Here is a 26,364-nt window from a genome sequence, read left to right on the forward strand (position 1 = left end):
GGCCCGGTGAAGGTCGAGTCGAGCGTGGTCGTCGGCGTCGATCCCGCCACCGCCTTTGCCGTCTCCCAGACCACGGGCGAGACCCGGCTGCGCTGGGACCCGTTCATCGACCGACAACACTTCCTCGACGGGGCGACGCGTCCGGGCAAGGGCGTACGCACCTTCACCCGGCACCGGTGGGGGCTGTCCATGATCAGCGAGTACGTGTCGTGGAACCCGCCGACCAATGTCGGGATGCGGATGGTGCGCGGGCCGTGGTTCTTCGCCACCCTGGCGGGCGGCTGGCGCTTCACCGGCGTGCCGGACGGCACCCGCGCGACCTGGAAGTACAGCTTCGCCTGCCGACCGGGCTGGCTCGCCCCGCTGGCCGAACGGATCGGCGGCGCGCTCCTCGGCCGCGAGATCGAGGCCCGCCTGGCCGGTTTCGCCCGCGGCTGCACCGATCCGGTGGTGCTGGCGGCCGCCAGCGGCTCCCGACCCGCTCAGTGACCGGCGTACGCCCCGCCGTCGACGTGGATCACCTGCTTGGTGATGTGCCCGGCGCCGGGCGAGGCGAGCCAGCCGATCGTCTCCGCCACGTCGTCGGGTACGCCGGCCCGGTTCGTCGCGGTCTGTGAGATCAACATCTCCTTGCGCTCATCGCTGAGCTGCCCGTTGAAGAACTCGGTGTCGATGATCAGCCCCGGCGAGACGACATTGCAGGTGATGCCGCGCGGGCCGAGCTCGCCGCCCAGGGAGAGATTCCACGCCTCCACCGCAGCCTTCGCCGCCCCGTAGGAGGCCGCGCCGCTTCGCGCGGCGATCGAGCCGATCGTGATCACCCGGCCATGATCAGCAATCCGCTCGCGCAGCGCCTCGGTGGCCAGCACGGCGGTCAGCACGTTGGCATCGAAGTTGCGCTGCCAGGCCGCGCGCACGCCGTCCAGACCGGCCGGGGCCGGCGTACCCTGCAGGTCCGGATTCCCGCCGGCATTGTTCACCAGCACGCCGATCTCGCCGTCGATCGCCTCGGCCAACGCCCGCGCACCGGACGGCCCGGACAGGTCGGCGACCACGGCCCGGGCACCGATCGCCGAGGCCGCCTCCCGCAGCACCGGTTCGCGCCGTCCGGCGATGATCACCCGATCGCCGGCCCGGGCGAACCACTCCGCGCTCGCCCGTCCGATCCCTGTCCCGCCGCCGGTCACCACCACGGTCCGCTGAACCATTTTCACTCCCTCACGACTTCTTTAGGCCTTAACTATCTACTGAAGCCCTAAACTAGCCGTCGTGCCGGTCGAGGACAACACCGATGCCGCAGCCATCCAGCGGGCCTGGCTGCGCGAGGATCCGACCCTGCCCGTCGAGTCGATCGGGGTGATCACGCGGATCTGGCAGGTGGCCAAGCTGCTGCACGACGACCGGCGCCGGACCATGCGGCGGCTCGGTATGGATGAGGCCACGCGCGATCTGCTGGCGACGCTGAAGCGGGCCGGCGAGCCCTATGCCCTGCCGCCCGGCACCATCGCGGCCCGGTGTGGGGTGAGCGCCGCCGCGATCACGCAGCGGGTGGCGCGGGCGGTTGCCGCGGGCTATGTCACCCGGGCCGGGTCGGAGCGGGACGGGCGGGGCGCCCTGGTCACGCTGACCGCGCTCGGCCATCGGCGCATCGACGAGACGGTGGGTGACCTGCTGCGGCACGAGGCAGAACTGGTCGCGGGCCTCGACCCGGCGCAACGCGACCAGTTGGCCGGGTTGCTGCAGGAGTTGCTGGTCGACCTGCGGGCCCGGGAGTGAGCCGCGGACACGAAAGAGCCGCCCGACCTCGGCGGTCGGGCGGCTCGTTGCGGCGTCAGCTCAGCGGGTCTCGCGGTGCGCGGTGTGGCTGTGGCAGCGCGGGCAGAACTTCTTCAGCTCCAGGCGATCCGGGTCGTTGCGCCGGTTCTTCTTGGTGATGTAGTTCCGCTCCTTGCACTCGGTGCAGGCGAGCGTGATCTTCGGCCGGACGTCCGATGCCTTGGCCATGGTCGTTTCCTTTGGTCTGCTTCGTCTTCGGGTGGCGGGTACGCGGTAGCGAGAGCGGGATTCGAACCCGCGACCTCACGATTATGAGTCGTGCGCTCTCACCAACTGAGCTACCTCGCCGCGGGAGCGGCCTGCCTCGCCGCTCCGCAGAGCCCCGATGCGGAATCGAACCGCAGACCTTCTCCTTACCATGGAGACGCTCTGCCTACTGAGCTATCGGGGCGTGGCAACAGCCCTCGGGGCGCTGCCGACGCACAAAGATACACGCTGGCCGCCCGCGTGCGCCAATCGCGGCGACGCCTCACCCGGCGGGCCGCTCCCATACCGAAACGTGGCGCCGGGACTCGGCGGTGAACGGGCTGCGATCCCACCAGTCCCACCGCTCGACCAGCCGCATCCCGGCGATCCGCGCCATCAGGTCGAACTCCGCAGGCCAGGCGTACCGGAACGGGACCGACGTCCGCTCGGCCACGCCGTCGCGGATGGTGACATGGTGCGAGGTCATCGCCTGGGTGACGGTGTCGTAGGTGTCGAAACCGAGGTGGTCGTCGCTGAGGTCGAACGGGACCGCGGTCTGGCCGGGCGGCAGGCGCCGCAGGTCGGGTACGCCGACCTCGACCACGAACCGGCCGCCGGGTTCGAGGTGGGCGGCGGCGTTGCCGAAGCAGGCGACCTGGGCGTCCTGGCTGGTCAGGTTGCTGATCGTGTTGAACACCAGATAGACGAGCCCGAAGGAGCCCGGCACCCGGGTGGTGCTCATGTCGCCGATCGTTACGGGCAGCTCGGCGCCGCCGGGCTTCGCGCGCAGGCGCTCGACCATCGCCTGGGAGAGTTCGATGCCGGTGACGGGTACGCCCGCCTCGGCCAGCGGGAGCGCGATCCGGCCGGTGCCGATCGCGAACTCCAGCGCCGGTCGGCCGGAGGCCAGCTCGGCGAGGAAGTCGACGGTGCGGGCGATGCCGGTGGGACCGTGGTCGCCCTCGGGAATGTCGTCGTCATAGGTGGCCGCGACGCTCGCGCCGAAGTATCCGTCGGGGTCCGTGCTGCCGGGGTCCGTGCTGTCGGGGTCCATGATCACGACGCTAGGGTGGGCAACACCGCCGGGCAATCGAGTTTCGGCGTACCCGCGCCGAGGAGCACCGCCGATGCATCGCCTGACCGTGGTCTACGACGAGCCGGCCGACAAGGCGGCGTTCGAGCGCCGCTACAGCGAGGAGCACGTCCCGTTGGTCGAGATCCGCCGGCACGCCGAGGGCTGCGGCACCACCTACACGACCTACGCCGGCGAGGTCGCCGAGGCCTGAGCCGGCTCGGCGACCGTGAGCGTTTTGTGGTCATTCTCGAGCGGAATCGGACGACAAAATGATCACGCGGCCCGGTAATCGCCTCGCCCTCACCGCGTCGGTACGCGGCGGCCACGGTCACGTCACATTTCCGCCAGCGCCGGAGCGCCCCGCTCCCTAGCGTCGATCCGGTGAACAACGCACCCGCCGCAAACCTCACCACACAACGACTTCGCACGCCCGCGGTGATCTTCATGGCGCTGGCCGCCGCGATCGGGACCGGGAGCGCGTACCCGCTGCAACCGGCGATGGCGGACGTCGCCGATGCCCTGAACTCCACCATCGGCGCGATCGGGGTCGCCCTCGCCGCCGCACCGGTGGGCTACCTGATCGGGCTCTGCCTGCTCGTGCCCCTGGTCGACCGGTTCCCGCCGGGCCGGGTGCTCGCCGCCCAGTTCGGCGGCCTGGCAGTCGCCCTCGCGTCGGCGGCGGCGGTGGGCAGCACACCGGTGCTCGGCGGCCTGATCGGCGTGGTCGGGGCCTTCTCCGCGGTCGGCGCGGGGATCAGCTCGGTGGCTGGCCGGCTCGCGCGTTCCGAACGACGCGCGGTGACGCTCGGCGTGGTCACCGCCGGCATCTCGGCCGGCATCCTGGCGGGCCGGATCGCCGGCGGTTGGCTGAGCGACGCGTACGGCTGGCGGGCGATGCTGCTGGTGTTCGCGGCGGCCTGCGCGGGCAGCGCGACCGGCTGTCTGGTGCTGATCCCGAGAGTGCCCGCCGGCGCCAACCGCGACTACCTGGCGACCGTCCGCTCGCTGCCCCGCCTGATCGTCCGGAACCGGCTCCTGCGCTCGGCGGCGATCCGGGGCTCGGCATGGTTCTTCGCCTTCTGCGCGATCTGGGCGGGACTCGCGGCCGCGTTGGCCGAGCCGCCCTACTCCTACCCGGCCGAGCGGATCGGCCGGTACGCCCTGGCCGGGCTCGCCGGGATGCTGATCACTCCCCTCGCGGGCGCCCTGACCGACCGGATCGGCCCACGCCGCGTGATTCTCTGCGGGCTCGCGCTGGCCGGCGCCGCCGCGGTCGGCGTTGCCCTCGGCCTGAGCAGCCCGGTCCAGACGCTGGCGTGTCTGGCGCTCTTCGATGCCGGACTGTTCGCGGCCCAGGTGGCCAACCAGAGCACCGTGCTGGCCATCGACCCCGCCGCGCCGGCCCGCTTCAACGGCGCGTACATGGTGGTCTACTTCGTGGGCGGCAGCCTCGGCACGGCCTTTGGTCCGCTGGCGGTCGGCCTGCTTGGCTGGACGGCCACCGCGCTGATCGCCGCGGCGGCCATCGCCTTCGCCGCGGTGCTCACGACGCTGGACCGGCGTTCGGTGGCAGGTGTTGGATTCGAACCAACGTAGGCAATGCCGACGGTTTTACAGACCGCTCCCTTTGGCCGCTCGGGCAACCTGCCATCGGCCGTCCTCGCGAACGACCGGCGATGAGGATAGCAAGCGCGCGAGCCGCGGCACCAATCCGCGAAGTCAGGCCGCCAGCAGCTCCAGCCGATCGGGCAGAGCGGACAGGGGCATCACCGACAGCGGGGCCTGCCCGGGCGTGATCGATCCGAGCACGCTCGCCCTCGACGCGCCGGTGGTCGAGGGCACCGCGCCGGGCAGGTGGTGCGCGGTGAGCCAGCCGAGCACCGCGAACGCGAGCGCCTCCTTCGCGCTGACCGGCAGCCCGTACGCCTCGCTCGACCGCACCGGCGCCGGCCTCGACAGTGCCGCGATCCGGCCCATCAGCACCGGGTTCCTCGCGCCGCCGCCGGAGACCACCAGGCCGGTCACGCCTTGGTCGGCCGCCGCCTCGGCGACGGTACGCGCGGTCAGCTCCACGAGCGTCGCCATCAGGTCGGGCAGCGCGATCGGCCGGTGCGCGGCGACCGCGGCGTCCAGCCGGGCGAGGTTGAAGTGTTCCTTGCCGGTGCTCTTCGGCGGCCGGCGCGCGTAGTAGGGGTCCGCGGCAAGGTCGGCCAGCAGCGCCTCCCGCACCCGCCCCGCCGCCGCGGTCTGCCCGCCGTCGTCGAAGTCGGCGCCGCCGTCGCGCTGCATGATCGCGTCGAGCCACGCGTTCGCCGGCCCGCTGTCGAACGCGACCGGCGGGTCCGTCGCCACCGTGAGGTTCGCGATCCCGCCGAGGTTGAGCGCGGCGGGCCGGGCGCCGAGCTCGGCGAACGCCGGCGAGCGCAGCCACCAGCCGTCGAACAGCGCGACGAGCGGCGCGCCCTGCCCGCCGGCCGCGACATCGGCGGAGCGGAAGTCCGAGACGACGGGCAGGCCGGTACGCGCGGCGATCCAGGCCGGCTGCCCGAGCTGCAGGCTGCCCCGCGCGGCGCCGTCCTCGACCCAGTGGTGCACCGTCTGGCCGTGGCTGGCGACGAGGTCGGCCCGGCCCGCGCACAGCGTCGCCACCGCCCGCTCGGCCAGCGCCGCGAACGACCGGCCGATCTCGGTGGTCAGCCGGTTCACCTGCGCCAGCTCGATCCGGCCGGGTGGCAGGGCGGCGCGGAGCAGTTGGCATACCTCGTCGGGGTAGTGGTCGGTGATCATGCCGAGCGGGCGTATCCGCAGCGTTCGTTCCACCAGCTCGATCTCCGCTGCCGCCGCGTCGATCCCGTCGAACGACGTCCCCGACATCAGCCCGATCACCCTCAGCCGAGCCATGATCATCTCTCCGGTTCGGGCTTGCGGGGCAGGCTGAGCAGCGCGACGAAGCTGACCGCGCAGGTGATCATCACGTAGTACGCCGGGACGGCCTTATTTCCCGACCAGGCGACGAGCTGGGTGATGATCAGCCCGGCGCTGCCGGAGAAGACGGCATTGGCCAGCGAGTAGGACAGGCCGAGGCCGGTGTAGCGGACCGAGGTGGGGAACATCTCCGACAGCATGGCCGGACCGGGCCCGGCCATCAGGCCCACGCTGGCGCCGGCGAGCAGCAGCCCGATCGCCCGCGGCACGATGCCCACATCGGCGCTGAGCAGCCAGAGCAGCGGCAGCGCCAACACGAGGGTCGCGCCCGCGCCGAGCAGCATGATCGGGCGCCGGCCGACCCGGTCGCTCGCCCAGCCGGCCGGCAGGATCGCGGCGGCGAACCCGAGATTGGCCAGCACGGCCGCGGTGAGCGCGGCATCGACGCTCGAGCCCAGCGCCTTCTCCAGGTACGCCGGGAGCACCACCAGGAACGTGTAGCCCGCGGCCGCCCAGCCCATCAGCCGGGCGATGCCGAGGCCGATCGCGCGTACCGTCTCGCCCAGCGGGGCGACCTCGACGACACCCGGGTCCGCCGCGCGCAACCGCTCGAACTGCGGCGTCTCGTCCAGCCGCAGGCGCAGGAACAGCGCGACCGCGCCGAGCGGCAGCGCCAGCAGGAACGGGATCCGCCAGCCCCAGGCCTGCAACTGGTCGGCGCCCAGCACCGCACCGACCAGCCAGACCGTGCCCGCCCCCGCCAGCAGCCCGAGCGCGACGGTGAACGACTGCCAGGCGCCGTAGCGGCCGCGCCGCCCGGGCGGCGCGAACTCGGTCATCACCGCGACGGCGCCGCCGAACTCCCCGCCCGCGGACAGCCCCTGCAGCACCCGGACGCAGGTCAGCAGCACCGGCGCGGCCGCGCCCACGGTGGCGGCCGTGGGCAGCACACCGATCAGCGTCGTCGCCACCGACATCAGCACCAGCACCGCGATCAGCACCGGCCGACGGCCGAACCGGTCGCCGAGCCGGCCGAACAGCCAGGCGCCGAGCGGCCGGAAGAAGAACGCGAGGGCGAACGAGGCGTAGGTCCGGATCAGCGCCTCCAGCGGCGCGCCGCCGTCCTGGGCGAAGAAGTTCGCCGCGATCGCGGTGGCGAGGAACCCGTAGACGCCGAACTCGTACCACTCGATGAAGTTGCCGACCGAGCCGGCGATCAGCGCGCGGCGCGCCTTTGCGGGCGTTGCCTGCTGGGACATGGCGCCTCCTTGCAACCCTCGGCAGCCTAAGCCCGGCGCCCGGTGCGGGCTAGGGTGTGACACGCCGGCAACCGGGAGAAGGGAGGCGCCGTGGCCAAGGAGAGTTCGTTCGATGTGGTGAGCAAGGTCGACCGCCAGGAGGTCGACAATGCGCTCAACCAGGCGGCCAAGGAGGTACGCCAGCGCTTCGACTTCAAGAACACCGACGCCGGCATCCGCTGGTCCGGCGAGCTGATCGAGATGGAGGCGAACTCCGAGGAGCGGGTGAAGGCCGTGCTCGATGTCTTCCAGTCGAAGTTGATCAAGCGCGGGATCAGCCTGAAGGCGCTGGATGCCGGCGAGCCGCGCAGCTCGGGCAAGCTGTTCAAGATCACCGGCTCGATGACGGAAGGGATCAGCACCGAGAACGCGAAGAAGGTCTCGAAGCTTGTCCGCGATGAGGGCCCAAAGGGCGTCAAGGCGCAGATCCAGGGCGACGAGCTGCGGATCACCGGCAAGTCCCGCGACGATCTGCAGGCCGTGCAGAAGCTGATCACCGGCGCCGACTACGATTTTGCCGTCCAGTTCGTCAACTACCGATAGCAGGAGACACCGATGAGCAACGAAGCCGTCGGCGGCATCGTCGACAACCAGCACGCGATCGACACCGAGCCGCAGTATGTCGACGCGCCGATGACCGCGGCCGCGGCATTCCTCGTCCTGACGATCAATGACGGGGAGGAGGCGGCGGCGAAGGCCCGCTCCGTGGTGGCCAGCACCGGCGACCTGATCAAGGACGTGAACATCCGCGCCGCCGATCACATCTTCACCTGCAATGTCGGCATCTCGCACGACGCCTGGGGCCGGCTGACGGACAAGCCGCTGCCCAAGGAACTCAAGCCGTTCACCGAGATCAAGGGCTCCGTGCACACCGCGGTCGCCACCCCCGGCGACCTGCTCTTCCACATCCGCGCCGACTCCGTCGACCTGGTGATCGAGTTCGAGAAGCTGGTGCTGGAGGCCTTCGGTGACTCGGTGACCTGCGTCGACGACGTGTCCGGCTTCCGCTACTTCGACGGCCGGGATCTGCTGGAGTTCATCGACGGCACCGCCAACCCGGAGGGCCTGGCGCTGCGCGCGGACACGATCGTCGGCGACGAGGATCCCGACTACGCCGGCGGCGCCTATGTCGTCACCCAGAAGTACCTGCACGACCTGCCCCGCTGGCGCTCGGAGTCCACCGAGAACCAGGAGCGGGTGATCGGGCGTACCAAGTTCGACAATGTCGAGTTGCCCGATGCCGGTCCGGCGGACCAGAAGTCGCACAAGACGCTGTGCACCATCAAGGACGAGGACGGCGAACACGACATCCTGCGCGACAACATGCCGTTCGCGGTGCCGGGCAAGGGCGAGTACGGCACCTACTTCATCGGCTACTCGCGCTATCTGTGGGTGGTCGAGAAGATGCTGGAGCGGATGTTCGTCGGCGATCCGGTCGGCAAGTACGACCAGATCCTCGACGTCTCCCGCGCGGTCACCGGCACCACCTTCTTCGTGCCGTCGCGCGAGTTCGTCAAGAACCTGGACGGCTGAGCCGGCTACTTCGCCTTCGCCGCCTTCTTCGACTTGGCGCGCGGGTTCTTGGCCTGCTTCTTCTTGGACACGGTCCCGCCGCGGCGCTTGTTCTTCTCGACAAACTTCTCCGGATCCTTGTCCTTCGGCGCCTTGCCGGTGGTCGCCCGGATCGCCTCGTAGCGCAGGAACTTCACGGCGATCTCCTGGCGCAGCTCCAGGCTCGCCTGCTGCCGGAAGTCGGCGAGATCCTGGCGCTCCTCCTCGCCCATGTGCCGGCTGTTGTAGACATTGCAGTCGGTGACCGCGGCCCACCACTTCGGCGAGCCCGTCCTGGCTCGCCGGGCCCGCCGGATCGCCTTGCGGATGTTGTTGTGGTCCGAGACCGCGTCCTCGGCCTCCTCCTCCACGTCGGGCGCGTCGGCGGCGCCGGTGCCGAGCTCCAGCAGCTCGGGGTAGAAATAGCGCTCCTCGGCCTCGGCATGGTTCTCCAGCAGGATCGCCAGGCGCCGCCAGATCGCGGCCAGCCCCTCGGTGTCGTCACGCGGCCATTCCTCCAGCGCGGCGAAGGCGCGGCGCTGCTCGTCGTGCTGACGCAGGATCTCTTCGGTGATGTCCATCCCGCAACGATATATCGACTATTCGCTTTCGTCGCGCGTCTCCGCGTCCGACACGAACACTCCCGCCCGCGCCGCCGCCAGCGCCGTCGCGGCCGCCCGGTCGGCGGCCGCGCGATCGATCGTCCCGAGACCGGTGATCAACCGGTGGTAGAGCGGTGCGGACACCGCGCGGAACACCTCCTCGGGGTCGGTGCCGGCCGGCACCTCCCCGCGCTCCACGGCCTCGGTCACACACGGCGCCCACTCGGCGATCCGAATGGCATAGAACGTGCTCAGCGCCCGCGCCGCGGCCCGGTCCACTTCGGCGGCCGAGATCACCGCCCGGAACAGCGCGCCCTGTCGAGGGTCCGCGAGGGTACGCCCGACCAGCCGCGCGTTGGCGGCCAGATCGCCGGCCAGGGATCCCGTACGGGCACGCGGTAGCGAGGTCGCGGCCATCGACTCGAGCAGGTCGGCAACCAGCGCGGCACCGCCACCCCAGCGCCGATAGACCGTGCTCCGGCCGACCCCGGCCCTGCGTGCGACGCGGCCGAGCTGGATGCCGGCCAGGCCGTGCTCGATCAACTCGTCCTCCACGGCGCGCAGCACCTGGGCGCGCACCCGGGCGGTACGCCCTCCGGGTCTCTGCACCCGCTCACCTTAACGGGACTGTCGTTTTATTTGTGGGTACGCCGGGCCTAGCGTCGATGCCATCGCATCGAAACGATCATGGAAGCGGGAACCGTCATGGAACAACGCCAACTCGGCCGGTCCGGCCTTCGCGTCCCGGCCCTGGCCTTCGGCGCCGGCACCTTCGGGGGACGCGGCGAACTGTTCTCCGCCTGGGGCGACACCGACGTCGCCGGGGCTCGGGAGCTGGTCGACATCTGCCTGGAAGCCGGCGTCACACTGTTCGACACCGCCGATGTCTACTCCGACGGTGCCTCGGAGGAGATCCTCGGTCGGGCCCTGGAAGGCCGGCGCGACCAGGCACTGATCTCGACCAAGATCGGGCTGCCGACCGGACCGGGCCCGCTGCAGCGCGGCACCTCCCGGGCGCGACTGGTCGATCGCGTGGACGCCGCGCTGCGCCGACTGCGTACCGACCGGATCGACCTGCTGCAGCTGCACGCCCACGACGCGGCCACGCCGCCCGAGGAACTTGGCGCGAGTCTTGATCAACTGGTCCGCTCGGGCAAGGTCGGCTACGTCGGCGTGTCCAACTGGTCGGGTTGGCAACTGATGCATGCGATCGATGTCGCACGAGAGCACGGTTGGGTACGCCCGGTGGCGAATCAGGTCTACTACTCGCTGCTCGGCCGCGACTACGAGTGGGACCTGATGCCGCTGGGCGCCCGCCACGGCGTGGGCGCGCTGGTCTGGAGTCCGCTGGCCTGGGGCCGGCTGACGGGCCGGATCCGTCGAGGCGCCCCGGTGCCGACCGACAGCCGGCTGCCCGCCACCGCCAAGTTCGGGCCGCCGGTCGACGACGAGCGCCTGTTCGCCGTGGTGGACGAACTCTCCGCGATCGCCGCCGAGGCCGGCGCGACCGTGCCGCAGGTCGCCATCGCCTGGTTGCTCGGCCGGCCGACCGTGGCCTCGGTGATCATCGGCGCGCGGACGCCGCAGCAGCTACGGGACAACCTCGGCGCCGCAACGCTGGCGTTCGATGCGTGCCAGCTCGCCCGCCTGGACGCCGTGAGCGCAGTCGAGGCCCCGTACCCGCACTTTCCCTACCGGCGACAGGAGGGCTTCGCGTTGCTCGACCCGCCGTTGGTCTGAGACGACGCATCGCGGAGTGCGACCGCGGCTCGGCCCCGGCGCGGGCCGGCATGGCCCGCGGCCGGATGGCGTACCGGCTGACGGCGACGACGATGGGCGTCATGTTGCTGAACGCCCGCGGGCTGACCATGACCTACGGCAAGGGCACGGGACAAACCCGCGCCCTGGCCGGTGTTGATCTTGATGTGCGACCTGGATCGTTGGCGATCATGGGGCCGTCCGGATCGGGCAAGACCACCTTGTTGCACTGCCTGGCCGGCATCGTCCGGCCGACCGGCGGGGCGGTGCTGTATCGAGGTCATGATCTTGCCACGCTGTCTGATCGACAGCGGACCGCGCTGCGGCGTACCGATTTCGGCTTTGTCTTCCAGTCCGGCCAGTTGCTGCCGGAGCTGCCGGCCGCCGAGAATGTCGCCCTGCCGCTGATGCTCGGCGGCCTGCCCGCACGGGAGGCCACCGCGCGCGCCGGCGGTTGGCTGGACCGGCTCGGCCTGGGCGGGATGCACGACCGCAGGCCGGGCGAGCTGTCCGGCGGGCAGGCCCAGCGGGTGGCGATCGCCCGGGCCCTGGTCGTCGAGCCGTCGGTCGTCTTCGCCGACGAGCCGACCGGGGCGCTGGACCAGCGCACCGGCGCAGAGGTGCTGGACGTGCTCGCCCGTACGGTCACCGCGGCCGGTGCCGCGTTGGTCGTGGTCACCCATGATCGTTCGGTCGCCGCGTCGTGTTCCCGGACGATCACGATGGCCGACGGCCGGATCACCGGCGAGTACTTCGCGCCCGGTACGCAGCCCCCCGCCCCCGAACGTCGCCCCAAGCTGAGCTTCGGCGAACCGGAGTCCGAGCGGACCGCGGTGCTGGAGACCACGACCGTCCTGCCCGCGCTCGATCCGGCGGTACGCCGATGAGCCTGCTCCGTCTTGGTTGGCTGCTCGCCCGGCGACAGCGCGAACTCGGCATGATCACCGCGCTGGCGGTGCTTGCCCTCACGGTCGCCACCGGCGCTCTGCTCACGGTGCTCGGCGGCCTGCAGGCTTTCACCGCGCGAGCCGGTGGGGACCCCGACGACCTCTACATGGTCCTCGCCCAGGTGGCGACGATCATCCTCGTGGTGCCGGTGATGACCCTCGGCGGGGCGGCCGCCCGGCTGGCGATCTCCCGGCGCAATGCCCGGCTCGCGGCGCTGCGACTGGCCGGTGCGACGACCCGCCAGATCGGCACGCTGACCCTGGTCGAGGCAGCGGCCCAGGCGCTCGCCGGCGCGCTGCTCGGCACCGTGCTCTACGAGATCGCCCTGCCGGGGGTCGCGTTGCTCAACTTCCAGGGTCGCTCGTTCGACTGGGCGGAGCTGCAGCTCGGCCCACTCGCCCTGCTCGGTGCGGTCGCCGCGATCGTGATCATCGCGACCGGTTCGGCCGCGATCAGCCTGGCCGGCGTCGCGGTGAGCCCGCTCGGCGTGGCCAACCGGGTCAGCCCCAAGGCGCTGTCGGCGCTGCGGCTGGCGCTGGCGATCGGTGCCTTCGCCGTCTGGGCCGTGGCATCCGGCCAGCAGAATGTGACCGTGATCATGGTCTCCTTCGCCATCTGCCTGGGAGTGCTCGGGGTGGTCGGCCCGTTCGTCTTGTGGTGCGTGGGCAAGATCGGGGCCCGGCTGGCGCGGACCGCACCCCAGTTGCTCGCCACCCGTCGCCTCTCCGATGATCCCCGGGGCGCCTGGCGGGCCGTCGGCGGCGTCGCACTGGCCACCTTCATCGCCGGCATCGCGTGCATCGCGCCGTCGCTGCCCCAGGACACCGAGAGCTACCCGACGATCAATACCGACATCTTCACCGGCGCCTGTGTCACCTTGATCATCTCGGTGCTGCTGGCGGCCACCTCGACCGGAGTCAACCAGGCGACCCGGGCCCTGGACCAGGCCCCGTCCTTCCGGCTGCTGCATCTCGCCGGAACCGAGCCTGCCGTGCTCCGCCGCGCCCGGCTGACCGAAACCGCGCTCCCGCTGGGCTGGGCGGTCGGCACCGCCGCCGTCGCGGCGCTGTTGCTGATCGCCCCGCTGGGGATGGAAACACTGACCGGCAATTGGTACGGCCCGACCCTGTTCCTCGGCGCCGTGATCGGTTCGGTCACGCTGATGCTCGGCGCCGTCCGGCTCACCGAGCCGCTGGTGGACTCGGCGGTCGCCGCGCCCAACTGATGCCCGTCCCGCTAGCATCACGCCGCGTGCGCATCGCCACCCTGAACGTGAACGGCATCCGCGCCGCGCAGCGCCGCGGCCTGCGGGACTGGCTGGAGGCCGAGCGTCCCGACATCGTCACCCTGCAGGAGATGCGGGCAGCGCCGGAGCTGGTGCCGGACGAGGTGTTCGAGGGCTACCACCTCTCCTACGACGCCGGCTCGCTGCCCGGCCGCAACGGGGTGGCCGTCGCCTCGCGGGAGGCGCCGCTGGCGGTGCGCACGTCGATGGGCGCTCGGGAGTTCGCCCACGAGGGCCGCTGGATCGAGGTCGACCTGCCCGAGGTCACCGTCGCCTCCCTCTACCTGCCCAAGGGGGCCTCGCCGGATGATCACGAGCGCGCCGAGGCGTACCGGCGGAAGATGCGGTTCCTCCCGGCGCTGGCGAGGCACCTGACCAGGGCTCGTCGCGACGCGCGTCGCGCGGGCCGCGAGTTCGTGGTCACCGGCGACTTCAACATCGCCCGTACCGAACACGATCTGGCCAACCCACGGGCCAACCGGCGCTCCCCCGGATTCCTGCCCGAGGAGCGCGAGTGGTTCGGGTCCATCCTGTCCCCCCGGACGCTGGTCGACGTGGTACGCCGGCTGCACCCCGACGGTCCCGGGCCCTACTCGTGGTGGAGCTGGCGGGGGCAGGCGTGGAACAACGACGCAGGCTGGCGGATCGACTACCAGCTCGCCAGCCCCGGCCTGGCCGCGGCCGCCACCACCGGCGGCACCCGCCGGGACCCGAGCTACGACCGGCGGATGTCCGACCACGCCCCGGTGGTCGTCGACTACCGCTGAGGCTAGGGTGCGATGGTGGTCGACTACTTCACCCTGGACACCGACGACGTCCGATTCGCCGACGACGGCGCGCTCGGCCGCATCGAACTCAACCGGCCGAAAGCGATCAACGCCCTGACCACGCCGATGGTCACCGACATCGGCACCGTCCTGCGGCGCTGGGCCGACGACGACGCCATCGCTGCGGTCGCGATCACCGGCGCCGGCGAGCGTGGCCTGTGCGCCGGCGGCGACGTGCGGGCGGTACGCGAGGCCATCGCCGCGGGCGACCTTGATCAGCCGTATGAGTTCTGGCGCAGCGAGTACGCCGTCAATGCCCAGATCGCCGACTACCCCAAGCCGTATGTGGCGATCATGGACGGCATCGTGATGGGCGGCGGGGTCGGCATCTCGGCCCACGGCAACCGGCGGCTGGTCACCGAGCGGACCAAGATCGCGATGCCGGAGACGATCATCGGCCTGTTCCCCGATGTCGGCGCGCTGTGGTTGTTGGCCAACGCCCCCGGCGAGTTCGGGACCCATCTGGCCCTGACCGGCTCCACCATCGACGGCCCCAGCGCGATCACGGCCGGGCTGGCCGACGCCATGATCGACTCCGCAAGCATCCCGCAGGTGCTGGACACCCTGGCCCGCGGCGAGTCGATCGACGAGCTGACCAGCGTGCCCGAGCCCGTCGAGCTGCCGGCGTGGCTGGAGGCCTACGCCGGCGACGATGCCGCACAGATCGTTGCCCGGCTGGAGGCCTCCGACGACGCCGACGCCCGTGCCGCCGCGGAGGCGATCCGGGCGCGCTCACCCTTCTCGGTCTCCGTCACCCTCGCGGCGCTGCGCCGGGCCGCTGCGATGTCGTCGGTGCACGAGGTGCTGGCCCAAGATCTCGTCCTCGGCCGACGCTTCCTGGCCGAGCCCGACTTCGCCGAGGGCGTGCGCGCGCAACTGGTCGACAAGGACCGCAACCCGAAGTGGCGGCACGCCTCGCTGGACGAGGTGGACCCCGCCGAGGTCGAGGCGGCCTTCACTCCGTCGGACGGGAGCGCAGCCCGAGCCTGACCAACAGGCCGCGCAGCGGCCAGGTGAGCGCCAGCAGGAACAGCGCCAGCGCGCCCGTGCCGGTCAGGGCGCCGATGAGCGCGGCGAGGGTGTAGAGGATCGACATGGCCAGCGGTGCCGCAAGGATGGATCGATCGGGATTCGGCAGGCCGGCTCGCGCCCGGGCGGCGTACTCGAGGACGGCGAGCACGAACAACAGCCAACTGCTGAGCGCCATCGAACCGATGTAGACCAGGGTCTGCGCGGCGTCGCCGGGCAGCCCCGTGTCCAACGCGGTCGCCACCGGCAGCCAGGCGATGGTCAGCAGCCAGGCGAGGTTGACGAGCGAGCGGGCCGGCGACATCGGCGTGTCGGCGCGGAAGATCCGATGGTGCTGCAACCAGAAGACGCCGATCACCAGGAAGCTGATCACGAACCCGATCAGTTCCGCGCGCCGCTCGGACAGGTACTCCAGGGTCGTCAGGTGCTCCGCCGACGCCTCGACGACGCCTTCCAGCAGCGGCAGCGCCAACAGCGTCAGCGCAATCGCCACCGCCGCATCGGTGAACGCCCCGAAGCGGTGGCTGGTGTCGACGAAGGCCAGCCGGCCGCCGCGGTGCGCGGGCGGTTTCAGTGGTTCGTGGGTGGACGATTCGGTCATCTGGTCGATCCCGTCACGAGTCGGCGGTCCGGGCGCCGCGAGGGCGGCTCGTACCGGAAAGCATCGGGCCGAAGCTCCTCCGGCCGCAACCGGCCCGAGGGCCCGGCCCCGCCCCCGTTGGGTGGCCCGCCGAAGGCGAGCCGGTCGTTGGCCCAGCCGGCCCACACGATGGCAAGCATGCCGACCATGCCGATGATGCCCTGGGAGTTGCGATCGGCGTACTGCAGGAAGCTGAAGGCCAGAACGATGATCACGCCCCAGCAGGACAGCCGGACCACCCGGCGGGAGAAGTGGGTGAGCGGGAGGAAGGTGCCCCACCAGGTGAGGTACCACGGATGCAGCGCCGGGCCGCCCATGGTGATCGCCACCAGGGCGTAGGCGAGGAAGTCGATCGGGCGCCGATAGGCGTGCCGGAAGTACAGGTACAGCACCCCGAAGACGGTGATGATCATGCCGACCTGGCGGAAGATGCGGACCACCCGACGGGCGATGTCGTAGTAACCGAGCTCATTCAGCGCGTTCTGCACGATCTCGCCCAGCATCGTGGTCGGGGCGATCGTGCTGACCATGCCGGGCACGTTCAGGCCCTGGACCCACCCCCAGCCGAGTCCGCAGGCCAGCGAGATCACCACGAAGGCGATCACCGTGGCCACCGTGCCGACGGCGACCACGAGCGCGCTGTGCCATTGTCGGGCCAGCGTGCTGGCCCGGCCGGCCGGTTGCGGCGGCATGGCGAGCAGCGCCACCGGCACCACGCCGACGATGGCGGGGATCTTGACGGCGGTGGCGGCGGCGACGAGCAGACAGCCGACCAGGAAGCGGCCCTTGTTGGCCATCCAGAGCGCGAGCGCCAGCAGGGCAAGCATCACGGCGTCGTTGTGGGCGCCGCCGATCACGTGGATCATCACCACCGGGTTGGCGATGGCGAACCACAGCGCCAGCCGCGGATCGGCGCCCACCCGGCGGGCCAGCGCCGGCAGGCACGCGGCGACCACGACCATGCTGATCATGGACAGCAGCCGCATGCCGAGCGTGGAGGACCAGTAGGGATTGAAGCCGAACAGGTCGACGACCAGATGATTGATCTGGAGCGCGACCGGGCCGTAGGGCGCCGGGGTGTAGCGCCAGATCGGGATCACCTGCTCGGCCCAGACGCCCGGGATCTGGGAGACGCCACCCTCGTTGTAGGGGTTGACGCCGTTGTGGATCAGCCAGCCCTCGGCGGCATAGGCGTAGGAATCGTCGCTGAAGACCGGCGGCGCGAACAGCATCGGCAGCGTCCACAGCGCCACCACGACCCGCATGTCGACCAGCGGGCGGCCGATCCGCGGCCGGAGCTGGAACCACGCGTCGGCCAGCATGATCACGCCGAACAATGTCAGACCGGTCGCCAGCGCCCGCATCGGCGGGGTGTTCAGGTAGGGCACGATGTCGTACCACGGCGAGTTCTCCGGCAGGTACGCCGGGGAGATCGCGCCGAGCGCGAGCAGCAGGCTCGCCACCATGCCGCGGCGTACCGACGCAACGGCCCATGCGTCGGCGACCAGCGCCCGCAGCACCGCCCAGCGGCGCCTCAGCAGTTCACCCCAGGTCATTGCCCGCTCCCCCGCCTCAGTGCGCCGGGACCAGCTCGGGCCGGCCGGGCCGCGGCACCCCGCGGGCGGGGAAGTGGATCCGGTCGTTGATCCAGCCGAGCCACAGGAACGGCACGACCGCGATGATGCCGAGCAGCAGGGTGTCGTTGAGGAAGCAGTAGACGATGATGCTGGCGTACATGCCGATGGTCACCGTGAAGGCGCCGATCCGGCGGACCAGCAGGGAGGCATTGGTCAGCGGCAGCAGCGTCGAGGCCCAGGTGAAGTACCACGGGTGCAGGGCCGGGCCGCCGACCGTGATGGCCGCGATGGCCGCCGTGACGAAGTCCATCGGCCGCCGCAACGCCCAGCGGTGGAACAGCCACAAGATGCCGACCACCGTGGCGACCATCCCGGTCTGCCGGAAGATCCGCACCGCGCGGCGCCCGGCGTCGTAGAGGCCGAGCTCGTAGAGACCGATCCGGGCGACCTCGCCCAGCAGCACCCAGGGCGCCATGGTGACGACGATGCCGGGCACGTTCAGCCCCTCGATCCAGCCCCAGCCGAGGCCGGTGGCGAGCGAGATCGCGACGAAGGCCAGCACCGTCAGCGTCGAGGCGATCGAGACATGCACGATCATCTGGAACTCGCGCTGCCAGCGCGTACCCCGCTTCGACACGGGCAGCGCGATCAGCGCGACCGGGACGGCGACCACGATCGCCGGCAGCTTGATCGCGGTGGCGGCGGCGACCGCGACGCAGGCGAGCAGGAAGCGACCGCGGGTGGCGAGCCAGAGCGCCAGCACGACCAGGCCGAGCATCCAGGCATCGTTGTGGGCGCCGCCGATGAAGTGCGTGACGGCGAGCGGGTTGGCGACCGCGAACCAGATCGCCGTCGCCGGGTCCGCGCCGAAGCGGCGGGCCAGGGCCGGCAGGCAGCCGGCGATCAGCGCCATGCCCGCGATCGAGAGCAGCCGCATGCCCAGGGTGGAGGACCAGTACGGGTTGAAGTTGAACAGCCCGACCACGAACTCGCTGAGCTGCAGCGACAACGGCCCGTACGGCGCGATGGTGTAGCGCCAGACCAGCACCGCCTGCTCGCCGAACGGGCCGGGCATCATCCCGACGCCCATCTCGTAGGGATTCTCGCCGTTGTGCAGCATCCAGCCCTCGGCCGCATAGGCGTAGGAGTCCTGGCTGAAGATGGGCGGCCCCAGCAGCATCGGCAGCGCCCAGAGCGCGACCACGACCCGTAGATCGGGCCGGGGGCCGTGCACTCGGGGCCGGAGCTGGAACCACGCGTCGACCAGCATCAGCGTGCCGACCAGCGTGAGCACCGTGGCGATCAGCTTCCAGGTCTGGCTCTCGCCGAGCCAGGGCAGGTACGCCAGCCAGGGCGAATTCGCCGGGGTGAAGGCCGGGGTGAAGGCGCCGATCGAGATCATCGCGGTCGCCAGCAGGCCCCGGCGTACCGCCGCGACGGCCCAGGCCCGCGCAACCTCGGTGACCAGCCCGGCCCAGAATGCGCGGACCCGCGTCAACCACAGCGAGCCGGCAGCCTGCAGCACGGGCGGCTCCTTCCAGTGACGTCGGGCCCGGGGATCAGGGCATCGGGGTCCGGTGAGACAGGCTACGGGAGCGCCCCGGCGGTGGGAAATACGACCGCAGTCGGGTTCTGGGCCTCCGTGCGTCGGGTACGCCATCCAGCTTGCGAGCCCAACCGGCACCCGCGAGCTCAACCGGCACCTGCGAGCTCAACCGGCATCTGCGAACGATACTCAGCCCGCACCTGCCGACTCAGCCCGCGGATGGAGCCAGGCCCACCCAAACGCGAACCCAACCGGCACCCGCGAACGTTACTCAGCCCGCGTCTGCCGGTTCAGCCCGCGGATGAGGTCAGGCCCACCCAAACGCGAACCCAACCGGCACCCGCGAACGTTACTCGGCCCGCGCCTGCCGGTTCGGCCCGCGGGAGCATGGCGGATCCGGGCATCAGGCGGAGCCGTCGCGAAGGGCGGCGAGGACGGCGCGCAGGGTGGCATCGGCTTGTGCCAGGTCCTCCGGCGACAGCCCGGCGCGGCGCAATGGGTCGGCCCGGCGTTCGCGGGTGGTCGTCCACAGCTCATCGAGGACGGCGCGCCCGTCGGCGGTGATCGCCAGTAGCGGGGCGGTCCGGTGATCGCGATTCGGCCGCCGCTCCGCCCGCCCGGCATCGACCAACACGTCGGCCACCCGCTGCACCGCCTGCCGGGTCAACCCGAGCCGGCGGGCCACGGCGGCCACCGTTCGCGGCTCCTCGCTGATCGCACTGAGCACATGCCACTGCGCCGACGTCAGTCCCAGCGGGGCGGTCTCCGCGTCGCTGATCCGCCGGGTCAGCGTGGCCAACTCGTACACATCGGCGATCAGCAGCCGGTACGCGCCGTGCAGGTCACCGGGATCGGGCTCGGATGTTGACAACATGTTGTCACTATAGCAACCTCCTGTCGTATGATCTCCCGACGCTCCGCGTACCGATATGTCCGGGCGCTGGCGCTCGCCATCGGCTCGATCGCCGGCGCGGGCCTGCTGAGTACGCCGAGCGCGGTGCTGGCCGCGGCCGGCGACGCCGCGGTGCTCGCCTGGCTGGTCGCGCTCGCGATGTGCGTACCGATGTTGCTGATGTTCGGCGCGTCCGTGCGCCGGGATCCGGGCGGGATCGGGCTCGAGTCGCTCGTCCGCCGCGGCCTCGGCGATGTCGCGGGCGGAATGATCCCGGTGATGTTCGTCGGCGTGGTGGGGATCGGCCTGCCGACCGGGGCGATGGTCGCCGGACGGTTCGTCGCGCTGGCCACCGGCTGGCCGGCCGCCGAGCCGATCGCCGCGCTTGCCGTGCTCGGCACCGCCCTCGCGACGAATCTCGCGGGGCTGCGGACCGGGGATGCCGTCGGCCTGCTCGGCAGTTGGTCGCTGCTGATCGTCTGCGGCTGGCTGATCGTCACCGCCCTGGCCGGCGGCAGCCAGCGCGCCGATCTGTTACCGGGCGCCGATTGGTGGCAGCTCCTGCCCGCCGGGGTGACCCTCGCCTGCTGGGCGTTCATCGGCTTCGAGAACCTGACCTTCCTGAGCGATGAGCTGCCCGATCCGCACCGCGACTTCGTGCCGATCGCCGCCACCGCGTTGGCCGTGCTCGGCGTCGTCGCGATCGGCCTCACCGTGGCCATCGCCGCCAATGTGGCGCCGGAACGCCTCGACCCGGTGGGCGGCCTGTTGCAGCTCGCCGCCGGCCTCGGGCCGGCCGCGACGGCGGCGGGCGTCGGCGTCGCCGTGGTGGCCATGCTGATCAACGCGGTCGCCTGGCTGCGTGGCGTGTCGACGATGATCATCGGTGCGGCCGAGCGGGCCATGCTGCCGCGCGGCCTGGCCCGTCGCCGGCGCGCGCTTGGCCTGATGGGCATCCTCTTCGCGCTGACCACGGCGGTCCTGCTCGCCCGGCCGGAACTGATCGTCGCCGGGCTGGCGGCCTCCAGCGCGACCTTCATCGCGATGTATGTGATGTGCGTGCTCGCCTGGTTGATCCGGGGCGGGCCGCGCGGGCTGGGCATCGCCAATCTCGCCGTGCTGGTGGTGATGGGAGCGGCCGTGATCGGGAACGGGCCGAGCAGCCTGCCCGCCCTCGGCATCGGCCTGGTCGCGCTGGCGATGTCCGTGCTGTTCGCCCGCCGGCGCGCCTCACGGGCAGCCGGCGCCCCGGTGAGCAAGCGGTGATCAGCCGGTAACGCGCACCGCGATCGGCTGAAACACGGCCCTCCTAGCGTCGGCGGCACACCCGAGCAGGAGGCCGCCGTGACCACCACCCAATCCCCGGACGTCACCCCCGACGTCGCGCCCGAAGCCACAACGAGCGCCGGGGCGAGCGCCGCGCGTACCGGCCTGCGCGGCGCGCCCGGCCGCTGGCTGCACGGCTGGGACCCCGAGAACCGCGCCCAGTGGGACGGCGGAGGGCGCGCGATCGCCCGGCGCAATCTGTGGCTGTCGATCTTCGCCGAGTTCCTCGGCTTCGGCGTCTTCGCGCTCTGGGGCATCGCGGTGCCGATGCTTGCCGCGTGGGGCTACACGGGTCCGCTCGCGCTGAGCAATGCCGAGCAGTTCTGGCTGGTGTCGATCCCGATCCTGGTCGGCGCGACCATGCGGATCCCCTATACGTTCGCGGTCCCGCTGGTCGGCGGCCGGAACTGGACGGTGATCTCGGCGCTGCTGCTGTTGGCGCCGACTGTCGGGCTCGCGCTCGCGGTGTCGGCGCACGCGCCGTTCCCCGTCCTGCTGGTGGTCGCCGCGCTGGCCGGCTTCGGGGGCGGCAACTTCGCCTCCTCGATGACCAACATCTCCTTCTTCTACCCCGCGGCGGAGAAGGGTGCCGCGCTCGGCCTGAACGCGGCCGGCGGCAACCTGGGCACGGCGGCCGTGCAGTTCACCGCGCCGCTGGTGGTGCTGATCGGCGCCACGACCATGTCGGCCGGTGCGACCGTGCCCAACCTGCCCGCGGTCGGCTGGGTCTTCGCCCCGTTCGTGCTGCTCGCGGCCATGCTGGCCTGGCGCTTCATGGACAATGTCGCCGACGCCAAGGCCGACCCGAAGTCGTTCGCCGCGGCGGTACGCCGTCCGCAGACCTGGCTGTTGTCCCTGCTCTACATCGGCACGTTCGGGTCCTTCATCGGCTTCGCCGGCGCCTTCCCCAAGCTGCTCACCGACGCCTTCCCCGAGGCCAGCCTGAAGATCGCCTTCCTCGGCGCGCTGGTCGGCTCGTTGTCCCGGCCGCTCGGCGGGATCGTCGCCGACCGGGTCGGCGGCTGGGTGATCACGGTGATCTCGTTCGCCGGAATGGCGCTCGGCGCCGGCGGCGCGATCTTCGCCCTCCAGGCCGGAAGCCTGGCCGCCTTCATGATCAGCTTTGTCTGCCTGTTCGTCTTCACCGGAATCGGCAACGGTTCGATCTACCGGATGATCCCGGCGGTTTTCGCCGCCACCGAACCGGACCGCTCCCCCGCCGGCCGGCTCGCCACCCTGCGCCTGACCGGAGGCGCGATCGGTATCGTTGGCGCCATCGGCGCCTACGGCGGCTTCGTCATCCCGCAGGGATTCTCGCTGTCGATGGCGCTGTCGGGTGGCTCGATCGTGCCCGCCCTGCTGGCGATCATCGGCGTGTACCTGATCTTCGGCATCCTCACCTGGCGCCTCTACGGCCGCGGCTTCGGCGCCCGGATCTGATGACCGACACGCATTGCCCCTACTGCGCCCTGCAGTGCGCGATCACGCTGACCGTCGACGAGACGGGCGGCAACCGCACGGTCAGCGTCGCCCCGCGCGACTTCCCGACCAACCTCGGCGGGCTGTGTCAGAAGGGCTGGACCGCGGCAACGCTGTTGGACCATCCCGACCGGCTGACCACGCCGCTGGTCCGGCGCGACGGTGCGCTGGTGCCGGCCAGCTGGGACGAGGCGTACGCCGTGATCATCGAGCGGGTACGCCGGGTGCAGGACGAGTCCGGGCGCGACGCCGTGGCCGTCTTCGGCGGCGGCGGGCTGACCAACGAGAAAGCCTACCTGCTCGGCAAGTTCGCCAGGCTCGCGCTCGGCACATCCATGATCGACTACAACGGCCGGTTCTGCATGTCGTCGGCGGCCGCGGCGGGCAACCGCGCCTTCGGGCTGGACCGCGGGCTGCCGTTCCCGCTGGCCGATCTCGGCGGCGCCGACGCCGTCCTGCTCGCCGGGTCCAATCTCGCCGCGACGATGCCGCCGGCGGTCCGCCACCTCGCCAGCATCCGCGAGCGCGGCGGGCTGATCGCGATCGATCCGCGGCGCAGCGAGACCGCGCGGCTCACCGACGACGGCGCCGGCATCCATCTGCGCAATCTTCCGGGCAGCGATCTCGCGGTGCTGCTCGGCCTGTTGCAGGTGATCATCGCCGAGGACCGTTGCGACGAGGACTATCTCGCGTCCCGCACCACGGGCTGGCCACGGGTACGCGCGGCCGCCGCCCAGTGGTGGCCCGAACGCGTCGAGCGGGCCTCGGGCGTACCAGCCGATGCCTTGCGCCAGGCCGCCCGGCTACTCGCCGCCGCGAGCCCCGCACGCGGTGGTGCGGGGGCGTACCTGCTGACCGGTCGGGGCGCGGAGCAGCACGCCCACGGCACCGACACGGTGACCGCGGTGATCAACCTCGCGCTGGCGCTCGGCCTGCCCGGGCGCGCCGGCAGCGGCTACGGCGCGATCACCGGCCAGGGCAACGGCCAGGGCGGCCGCGAGCACGGGCAGAAGAACGATCAGCTCCCCGGCTACCGCAAGATCACCGATCACGCCGCCCGGGAACACGTGGCGAGCGTGTGGGGAGTCGCTCCCGAGACGATCCCGGGCCCGGGCGTACCGGCCGTCCAACTGCTGCGGTCGCTCGGTACGCCGGGCGGGCCGCGCGCCCTGTTCGTGCACGGCGCCAACCCGGTGATCAGCGGCCCCGATGCGCAGGTGATCACCGAGCGGCTCGCGGCGCTCGACCTGCTGGTGGTGTGCGACTTCTTCCGCTCCGAGACCGCGGAGCTGGCCGATGTCGTGCTACCGGTCACCCAGTGGGCCGAGGAGACCGGCACCATGACCTCGCTGGAGGGCCGTGTGCTGCGGCGCCGGCGCGCGGTCCCGCCGCCCGAGGGGGTGCGCGACGAGTTGCGCGTGCTGGCCGACCTGGCCGGCCGGCTCGGCTGCCGCGCCGACTTCCCCACCGATCCCGATGCGGTGCTCGCCGAGCTGGGCCGCGCGAGCGCGGGCGGGATCGCCGACTACGGCGGCATCACCCCCGAACGGCTGGACCGCGGCGAGGCGCTGCACTGGCCCTGTCCGGCCGATGATCATCCCGGCACGCCGCGGCTGTTCGCCGAGCGGTTCGCCACCCCCGACGGGCGCGCGGCCATGATCGCGGTCGAGCCCGCCCCGGTGGACGATGATCTTCGACCCGATGCACCGATCTACCTGATCACCGGGCGGGTGCTGCAGCAGTACCAGTCCGGCGCGCAGACCCGCCGCGTGGCCGCGCTGAATCGCGTGCAGGGCAGCGGTTTTGTCGAGCTGCACCCGCGGCTGGCCCGGCGCCTGGAAGTCGCCGAGGGCGAGCTGGTCCGGGTCCGCTCGGCGCGCGGGGAGGCCTGCGCGCCGGCGCGGATCAGCGCCGACCTGCGGCCCGACGTGGTGTTCATGCCGTTCCATTTCCCCGGGCAGGAGCGCGCCAACACGCTGACCAATCCGACGACCGACCCGGTCAGCGGGATGCCCGAGTTCAAGGTCTGCGCGGTCGAGGTGACGAAGATCAAGGAGGCGGCATGCTGAACGGGATGCGGATCGTGGTGATCGGCAACGGCATGGTCGGCTCCCGGTTCTGCGCGGGGCTGGCGGGCTGCGGCGCGAAGATCACCGTCCTCGGCGCCGAGCCCTACGCCGCGTACAACCGGCTGCAGCTCTCCGAGGTGATCGCCGGCCGCGCCGAGCTGGGCTCGCTGGAGCTTCCCGGACCGCCGCCGGAGGCGACGGTGCTGCGCGGGGTCGCGGCGACCGCGATCGATCGGGTACGCCGCCGCGTGCGCGACAGCGCCGGCACCGAACACCCCTACGACCTGTGCGTGCTCGCCACCGGGGCCCGGGCCCGGCTGCCGCTGCCCGGCGCCCCGAGCGAGCCGCCGCCCGGGGTGCGCACGCTGCGCGACCTCGACGACTGCCGCGAGCTGCTGGCGGCCGCCGCCACCCATGACGACATCACCGTGCTCGGCGGCGGGCTGCTCGGGGTGGAGCTGGCCTGCGGGCTGCGTACCCACGGCGTCAACGTCACGCTGATCAACAACGGCCCGTACCCGCTGCAGCGCCAACTGCCCGAGGGCGCCGGCCGGATCGCCGAGGCCACGCTCACCGATCTCGGGGTACGGGTGATCAACAACGCCGAGGTACGCGGCTGGGGCCACCGTGGCACCCGGCTGACCGTCCTCACCCTGGCCACGGCGGCCGGCCCGACCCGGGTGCCGACCTCGCTGCTGGTGGTCACCGCCGGCGTCTCTGCGCGCACCGAACTCGCCCGCGCCGCCGGCCTGCCGATCCGGCGCGGGGTCGTGGTGGGCGAGGACCTGCTGAGCCCGGCCGACCCCGCGATCGCAGCCATCGGCGACTGTGCGGAGACACCGGACGAGGGCTGCCCCGGCCTGCTGGCACCTGGCTGGGCACAGGCCGACCGCCTGGCGAGCCGGCTGCGCGGCGAGGCCCGGCGCCCGCCGGAGGCGGCCGGCGAGGTGATCGCGCTGAAGGCGGTGGGCCTGCAGGTGACCGCCCTCGGCGAGCTCGACTGGGCGACGACGGAGGCCGGCGGTACGCGGGTGCTGGAACTGTCCGATGCCGCGGCCCGGCGCGCCGTGCGGATCGCGGTCCGCGACGACCGACTGGTCGGCGCCGTCTGCGTCGGGGCCCCGCGCACGGCGGCCGACCTCACGGTGGCCTTCGAGCGACGCACGGCGCTGCCGCCCGACCCCGCGGAGCTCCTGCTCGCCGGCGACGGGCGACGTACCGATCCCACGGACCTGCCCGCCGCCGCCACGGTCTGCCGCTGCAACGGCGTGAACCGGGCCGAGATCGACCGGGCCCACGACTGCGGCGCCCGGACCGTGGAAGAAGTGGCGTGCGCCACCCGCGCCGGCACCGGCTGCGGCTCCTGCACCGGTCTGGTCGCCGCGCTGCTGCAGGCCGCGGCGGACAGGGTCACCGGTGATCGTGACGGGAGTGAGGGCCTTGTTGCAGGGCCGAAACATTCCGCACCGCTCGCCGAAACAAGCGCCACCTAGCGTCGGGGACCGAGCAGGTGGA

At 71.8% G+C, this 26,364-nt stretch carries 26 protein-coding genes and 3 tRNA genes; 15 read left to right on the top strand and 14 right to left on the bottom strand.

Translation table 11 applies throughout. The features are described 5' to 3' along the window. Positions 1-6: 6 nt before the first annotated feature. Positions 7-489: an SRPBCC family protein gene (locus GGQ54_RS05585; protein ID WP_179444496.1), complete on the top strand. Its 483-nt coding sequence runs from the start codon at positions 7-9 to the stop codon at positions 487-489. Here GGQ54_RS05585 and GGQ54_RS05590 read toward each other — a convergent pair. After that, positions 483-1,208: an SDR family NAD(P)-dependent oxidoreductase gene (locus GGQ54_RS05590; RefSeq protein ID WP_179444497.1), complete on the bottom strand. Its 726-nt coding sequence runs from the start codon at positions 1,206-1,208 to the stop codon at positions 483-485. The two genes, GGQ54_RS05585 and GGQ54_RS05590, sit on opposite strands and share 7 nt — an antisense overlap. 61 nt (positions 1,209-1,269) lie before the next feature. Here GGQ54_RS05590 and GGQ54_RS05595 point away from each other — a divergent pair, with 61 nt between their 5' ends. Beyond that, entirely contained in the window at positions 1,270-1,776 is a 507-nt protein-coding gene (locus GGQ54_RS05595) for a MarR family transcriptional regulator (protein WP_179444498.1), read from the top strand. A gap of 60 nt (positions 1,777-1,836) precedes the next feature. On the opposite strand, the gene rpmG is transcribed toward GGQ54_RS05595, so the two are convergent. The 4 genes from rpmG to GGQ54_RS05615 all read right to left on the bottom strand — a co-directional run bounded on the left by rpmG (position 1,837) and on the right by GGQ54_RS05615 (position 3,076). Next, a complete protein-coding gene (gene rpmG / locus GGQ54_RS05600; RefSeq protein WP_179444499.1) occupies positions 1,837-2,004 on the bottom strand; it encodes a 50S ribosomal protein L33 in 168 nt (55 codons plus the stop codon). 46 nt (positions 2,005-2,050) lie between these two features. After that, positions 2,051-2,124: transfer RNA gene (locus GGQ54_RS05605), tRNA-Met, on the bottom strand. A gap of 30 nt (positions 2,125-2,154) precedes the next feature. Next, a tRNA-Thr gene (locus GGQ54_RS05610) sits at positions 2,155-2,227 on the bottom strand. 78 nt (positions 2,228-2,305) lie between these two features. Next, positions 2,306-3,076, bottom strand: coding sequence for a class I SAM-dependent DNA methyltransferase (locus GGQ54_RS05615; RefSeq protein ID WP_179444500.1), 771 nt, complete (start codon positions 3,074-3,076; stop codon positions 2,306-2,308). Positions 3,077-3,149: 73 nt separating this feature from the next. Here GGQ54_RS05615 and GGQ54_RS05620 point away from each other — a divergent pair, with 73 nt between their 5' ends. Further along, entirely contained in the window at positions 3,150-3,308 is a 159-nt protein-coding gene (locus tag GGQ54_RS05620; RefSeq protein ID WP_179444501.1) for an EthD family reductase, read from the top strand. 170 nt (positions 3,309-3,478) lie between these two features. Continuing rightward, positions 3,479-4,693, top strand: a complete 1,215-nt coding sequence (locus GGQ54_RS05625; protein ID WP_343045862.1) for an MFS transporter — start codon at positions 3,479-3,481, stop codon at positions 4,691-4,693. On the opposite strand, the gene GGQ54_RS05630 is transcribed toward GGQ54_RS05625, so the two are convergent. From GGQ54_RS05630 to GGQ54_RS05640, 3 genes are all read right to left on the bottom strand, one after another. Beyond that, positions 4,665-4,746, bottom strand: a tRNA-Tyr gene (locus tag GGQ54_RS05630). The two genes, GGQ54_RS05625 and GGQ54_RS05630, sit on opposite strands and share 29 nt — an antisense overlap. A gap of 70 nt (positions 4,747-4,816) precedes the next feature. Beyond that, complete coding sequence (locus GGQ54_RS05635) at positions 4,817-5,998, bottom strand: anhydro-N-acetylmuramic acid kinase (protein WP_246292558.1); 1,182 nt, start codon at positions 5,996-5,998, stop codon at positions 4,817-4,819. A gap of 2 nt (positions 5,999-6,000) precedes the next feature. After that, positions 6,001-7,281 carry an MFS transporter gene (locus GGQ54_RS05640; RefSeq protein ID WP_179444502.1) on the bottom strand — a complete coding sequence of 427 codons (1,281 nt, stop codon included), beginning with the start codon at positions 7,279-7,281 and terminating at the stop codon, positions 6,001-6,003. Positions 7,282-7,371: 90 nt separating this feature from the next. Between GGQ54_RS05640 and GGQ54_RS05645 the strand changes: the two genes are divergently transcribed. After that, positions 7,372-7,863, top strand: a complete 492-nt coding sequence (locus GGQ54_RS05645) for a YajQ family cyclic di-GMP-binding protein (protein WP_179444503.1) — start codon at positions 7,372-7,374, stop codon at positions 7,861-7,863. A 12-nt stretch (positions 7,864-7,875) separates the two neighbouring features. Beyond that, positions 7,876-8,853 (top strand): Dyp-type peroxidase, encoded by a 978-nt coding sequence (locus GGQ54_RS05650; protein ID WP_218843720.1) that lies wholly within the window; start codon positions 7,876-7,878, stop codon positions 8,851-8,853. Positions 8,854-8,858: 5 nt separating this feature from the next. On the opposite strand, the gene GGQ54_RS05655 is transcribed toward GGQ54_RS05650, so the two are convergent. Both GGQ54_RS05655 and GGQ54_RS05660 read right to left on the bottom strand, forming a co-directional pair. Beyond that, positions 8,859-9,452, bottom strand: coding sequence for a hemerythrin domain-containing protein (locus tag GGQ54_RS05655; protein WP_179444504.1), 594 nt, complete (start codon positions 9,450-9,452; stop codon positions 8,859-8,861). A gap of 18 nt (positions 9,453-9,470) precedes the next feature. Then, the gene (locus GGQ54_RS05660; RefSeq protein ID WP_179444505.1) at positions 9,471-10,082 is read right to left on the bottom strand and encodes a TetR/AcrR family transcriptional regulator C-terminal ligand-binding domain-containing protein; all 612 of its coding nucleotides are present in this window, start codon (positions 10,080-10,082) and stop codon (positions 9,471-9,473) included. 96 nt (positions 10,083-10,178) lie between these two features. On the opposite strand from GGQ54_RS05660, the gene GGQ54_RS05665 reads away from it, so the two are divergent. The 5 genes from GGQ54_RS05665 to GGQ54_RS05685 are packed head-to-tail and all read left to right on the top strand — an operon-like array spanning position 10,179 to position 15,281. Continuing rightward, positions 10,179-11,213, top strand: coding sequence for an aldo/keto reductase (locus tag GGQ54_RS05665; RefSeq protein WP_179444506.1), 1,035 nt, complete (start codon positions 10,179-10,181; stop codon positions 11,211-11,213). Positions 11,214-11,263: 50 nt separating this feature from the next. Continuing rightward, a complete protein-coding gene (locus GGQ54_RS05670; protein ID WP_179444507.1) occupies positions 11,264-12,118 on the top strand; it encodes an ABC transporter ATP-binding protein in 855 nt (284 codons plus the stop codon). After that, the gene (locus GGQ54_RS05675; RefSeq protein ID WP_179444508.1) at positions 12,115-13,404 is read left to right on the top strand and encodes an ABC transporter permease family protein; all 1,290 of its coding nucleotides are present in this window, start codon (positions 12,115-12,117) and stop codon (positions 13,402-13,404) included. Before GGQ54_RS05670 ends, GGQ54_RS05675 begins: the two co-directional genes overlap by 4 nt. Positions 13,405-13,430: 26 nt before the next feature. Continuing rightward, on the top strand, positions 13,431-14,231 hold the full coding sequence (locus tag GGQ54_RS05680; protein ID WP_179444509.1) for an exodeoxyribonuclease III: 801 nt from the start codon (positions 13,431-13,433) through the stop codon (positions 14,229-14,231). Between the two features lie 12 nt (positions 14,232-14,243). After that, the gene (locus GGQ54_RS05685) at positions 14,244-15,281 is read left to right on the top strand and encodes a 3-hydroxyisobutyryl-CoA hydrolase (protein ID WP_179444510.1); all 1,038 of its coding nucleotides are present in this window, start codon (positions 14,244-14,246) and stop codon (positions 15,279-15,281) included. On the opposite strand, the gene GGQ54_RS05690 is transcribed toward GGQ54_RS05685, so the two are convergent. The 4 genes from GGQ54_RS05690 to GGQ54_RS05705 all read right to left on the bottom strand — a co-directional run bounded on the left by GGQ54_RS05690 (position 15,247) and on the right by GGQ54_RS05705 (position 19,957). Further along, the gene (locus GGQ54_RS05690) at positions 15,247-15,921 is read right to left on the bottom strand and encodes a TMEM175 family protein (RefSeq protein WP_179444511.1); all 675 of its coding nucleotides are present in this window, start codon (positions 15,919-15,921) and stop codon (positions 15,247-15,249) included. The genes GGQ54_RS05685 and GGQ54_RS05690 overlap by 35 nt on opposite strands. Next, positions 15,918-17,516, bottom strand: a complete 1,599-nt coding sequence (gene mptB / locus GGQ54_RS05695; RefSeq protein WP_179444512.1) for a polyprenol phosphomannose-dependent alpha 1,6 mannosyltransferase MptB — start codon at positions 17,514-17,516, stop codon at positions 15,918-15,920. The genes GGQ54_RS05690 and mptB (GGQ54_RS05695) overlap by 4 nt, the downstream gene beginning before the upstream one ends. A gap of 16 nt (positions 17,517-17,532) precedes the next feature. After that, the gene (gene mptB / locus GGQ54_RS05700; protein WP_179444513.1) at positions 17,533-19,062 is read right to left on the bottom strand and encodes a polyprenol phosphomannose-dependent alpha 1,6 mannosyltransferase MptB; all 1,530 of its coding nucleotides are present in this window, start codon (positions 19,060-19,062) and stop codon (positions 17,533-17,535) included. Positions 19,063-19,486: 424 nt separating this feature from the next. Continuing rightward, entirely contained in the window at positions 19,487-19,957 is a 471-nt protein-coding gene (locus GGQ54_RS05705) for a MarR family winged helix-turn-helix transcriptional regulator (protein WP_179444514.1), read from the bottom strand. 27 nt (positions 19,958-19,984) lie between these two features. Here GGQ54_RS05705 and GGQ54_RS05710 point away from each other — a divergent pair, with 27 nt between their 5' ends. The 4 genes from GGQ54_RS05710 (at position 19,985) to GGQ54_RS05725 (ending at position 26,342) form a co-directional block, all read left to right on the top strand. Next, complete coding sequence (locus GGQ54_RS05710) at positions 19,985-21,241, top strand: APC family permease (RefSeq protein ID WP_179444515.1); 1,257 nt, start codon at positions 19,985-19,987, stop codon at positions 21,239-21,241. A gap of 78 nt (positions 21,242-21,319) precedes the next feature. Then, positions 21,320-22,741, top strand: coding sequence for an MFS transporter (locus tag GGQ54_RS05715; RefSeq protein WP_179444516.1), 1,422 nt, complete (start codon positions 21,320-21,322; stop codon positions 22,739-22,741). After that, positions 22,741-24,849 (top strand): molybdopterin oxidoreductase family protein, encoded by a 2,109-nt coding sequence (locus GGQ54_RS05720; RefSeq protein WP_179444517.1) that lies wholly within the window; start codon positions 22,741-22,743, stop codon positions 24,847-24,849. The genes GGQ54_RS05715 and GGQ54_RS05720 overlap by 1 nt, the downstream gene beginning before the upstream one ends. Further along, a complete protein-coding gene (locus GGQ54_RS05725; protein WP_179444518.1) occupies positions 24,843-26,342 on the top strand; it encodes an FAD-dependent oxidoreductase in 1,500 nt (499 codons plus the stop codon). Before GGQ54_RS05720 ends, GGQ54_RS05725 begins: the two co-directional genes overlap by 7 nt. Positions 26,343-26,364 lie beyond the last annotated feature (22 nt).

It is taken from the genome of Naumannella cuiyingiana, from assembly GCF_013408305.1.
Classification (GTDB): Bacteria; Actinomycetota; Actinomycetes; order Propionibacteriales; family Propionibacteriaceae; genus Naumannella; species Naumannella cuiyingiana.

What these genes read in the sequence shown, in the direction of transcription:
- GGQ54_RS05590 (WP_179444497.1), bottom strand. Translation starts at nt 1,208, where the DNA reads ATGGTTCAGCGGACCGTGGTGGTGACCGGCGGCGGGACAGGGATCGGA.
- rpmG (WP_179444499.1), bottom strand. Translation starts at nt 2,004, where the DNA reads ATGGCCAAGGCATCGGACGTCCGGCCGAAGATCACGCTCGCCTGCACC.
- GGQ54_RS05615 (WP_179444500.1), bottom strand. Translation starts at nt 3,076, where the DNA reads ATGGACCCCGACAGCACGGACCCCGGCAGCACGGACCCCGACGGATAC.
- GGQ54_RS05620 (WP_179444501.1), top strand. Translation starts at nt 3,150, where the DNA reads ATGCATCGCCTGACCGTGGTCTACGACGAGCCGGCCGACAAGGCGGCG.
- GGQ54_RS05635 (WP_246292558.1), bottom strand. Translation starts at nt 5,998, where the DNA reads ATGGCTCGGCTGAGGGTGATCGGGCTGATGTCGGGGACGTCGTTCGAC.
- GGQ54_RS05640 (WP_179444502.1), bottom strand. Translation starts at nt 7,281, where the DNA reads ATGTCCCAGCAGGCAACGCCCGCAAAGGCGCGCCGCGCGCTGATCGCC.
- GGQ54_RS05650 (WP_218843720.1), top strand. Translation starts at nt 7,876, where the DNA reads ATGAGCAACGAAGCCGTCGGCGGCATCGTCGACAACCAGCACGCGATC.
- GGQ54_RS05655 (WP_179444504.1), bottom strand. Translation starts at nt 9,452, where the DNA reads ATGGACATCACCGAAGAGATCCTGCGTCAGCACGACGAGCAGCGCCGC.
- GGQ54_RS05665 (WP_179444506.1), top strand. Translation starts at nt 10,179, where the DNA reads ATGGAACAACGCCAACTCGGCCGGTCCGGCCTTCGCGTCCCGGCCCTG.
- GGQ54_RS05670 (WP_179444507.1), top strand. Translation starts at nt 11,264, where the DNA reads ATGGCCCGCGGCCGGATGGCGTACCGGCTGACGGCGACGACGATGGGC.
- GGQ54_RS05675 (WP_179444508.1), top strand. Translation starts at nt 12,115, where the DNA reads ATGAGCCTGCTCCGTCTTGGTTGGCTGCTCGCCCGGCGACAGCGCGAA.
- GGQ54_RS05685 (WP_179444510.1), top strand. Translation starts at nt 14,244, where the DNA reads ATGGTGGTCGACTACTTCACCCTGGACACCGACGACGTCCGATTCGCC.
- GGQ54_RS05690 (WP_179444511.1), bottom strand. Translation starts at nt 15,921, where the DNA reads ATGACCGAATCGTCCACCCACGAACCACTGAAACCGCCCGCGCACCGC.
- mptB (WP_179444512.1), bottom strand. Translation starts at nt 17,516, where the DNA reads ATGACCTGGGGTGAACTGCTGAGGCGCCGCTGGGCGGTGCTGCGGGCG.
- GGQ54_RS05705 (WP_179444514.1), bottom strand. Translation starts at nt 19,957, where the DNA reads ATGTTGTCAACATCCGAGCCCGATCCCGGTGACCTGCACGGCGCGTAC.
- GGQ54_RS05710 (WP_179444515.1), top strand. Translation starts at nt 19,985, where the DNA reads ATGATCTCCCGACGCTCCGCGTACCGATATGTCCGGGCGCTGGCGCTC.
- GGQ54_RS05720 (WP_179444517.1), top strand. Translation starts at nt 22,741, where the DNA reads ATGACCGACACGCATTGCCCCTACTGCGCCCTGCAGTGCGCGATCACG.
- GGQ54_RS05725 (WP_179444518.1), top strand. Translation starts at nt 24,843, where the DNA reads ATGCTGAACGGGATGCGGATCGTGGTGATCGGCAACGGCATGGTCGGC.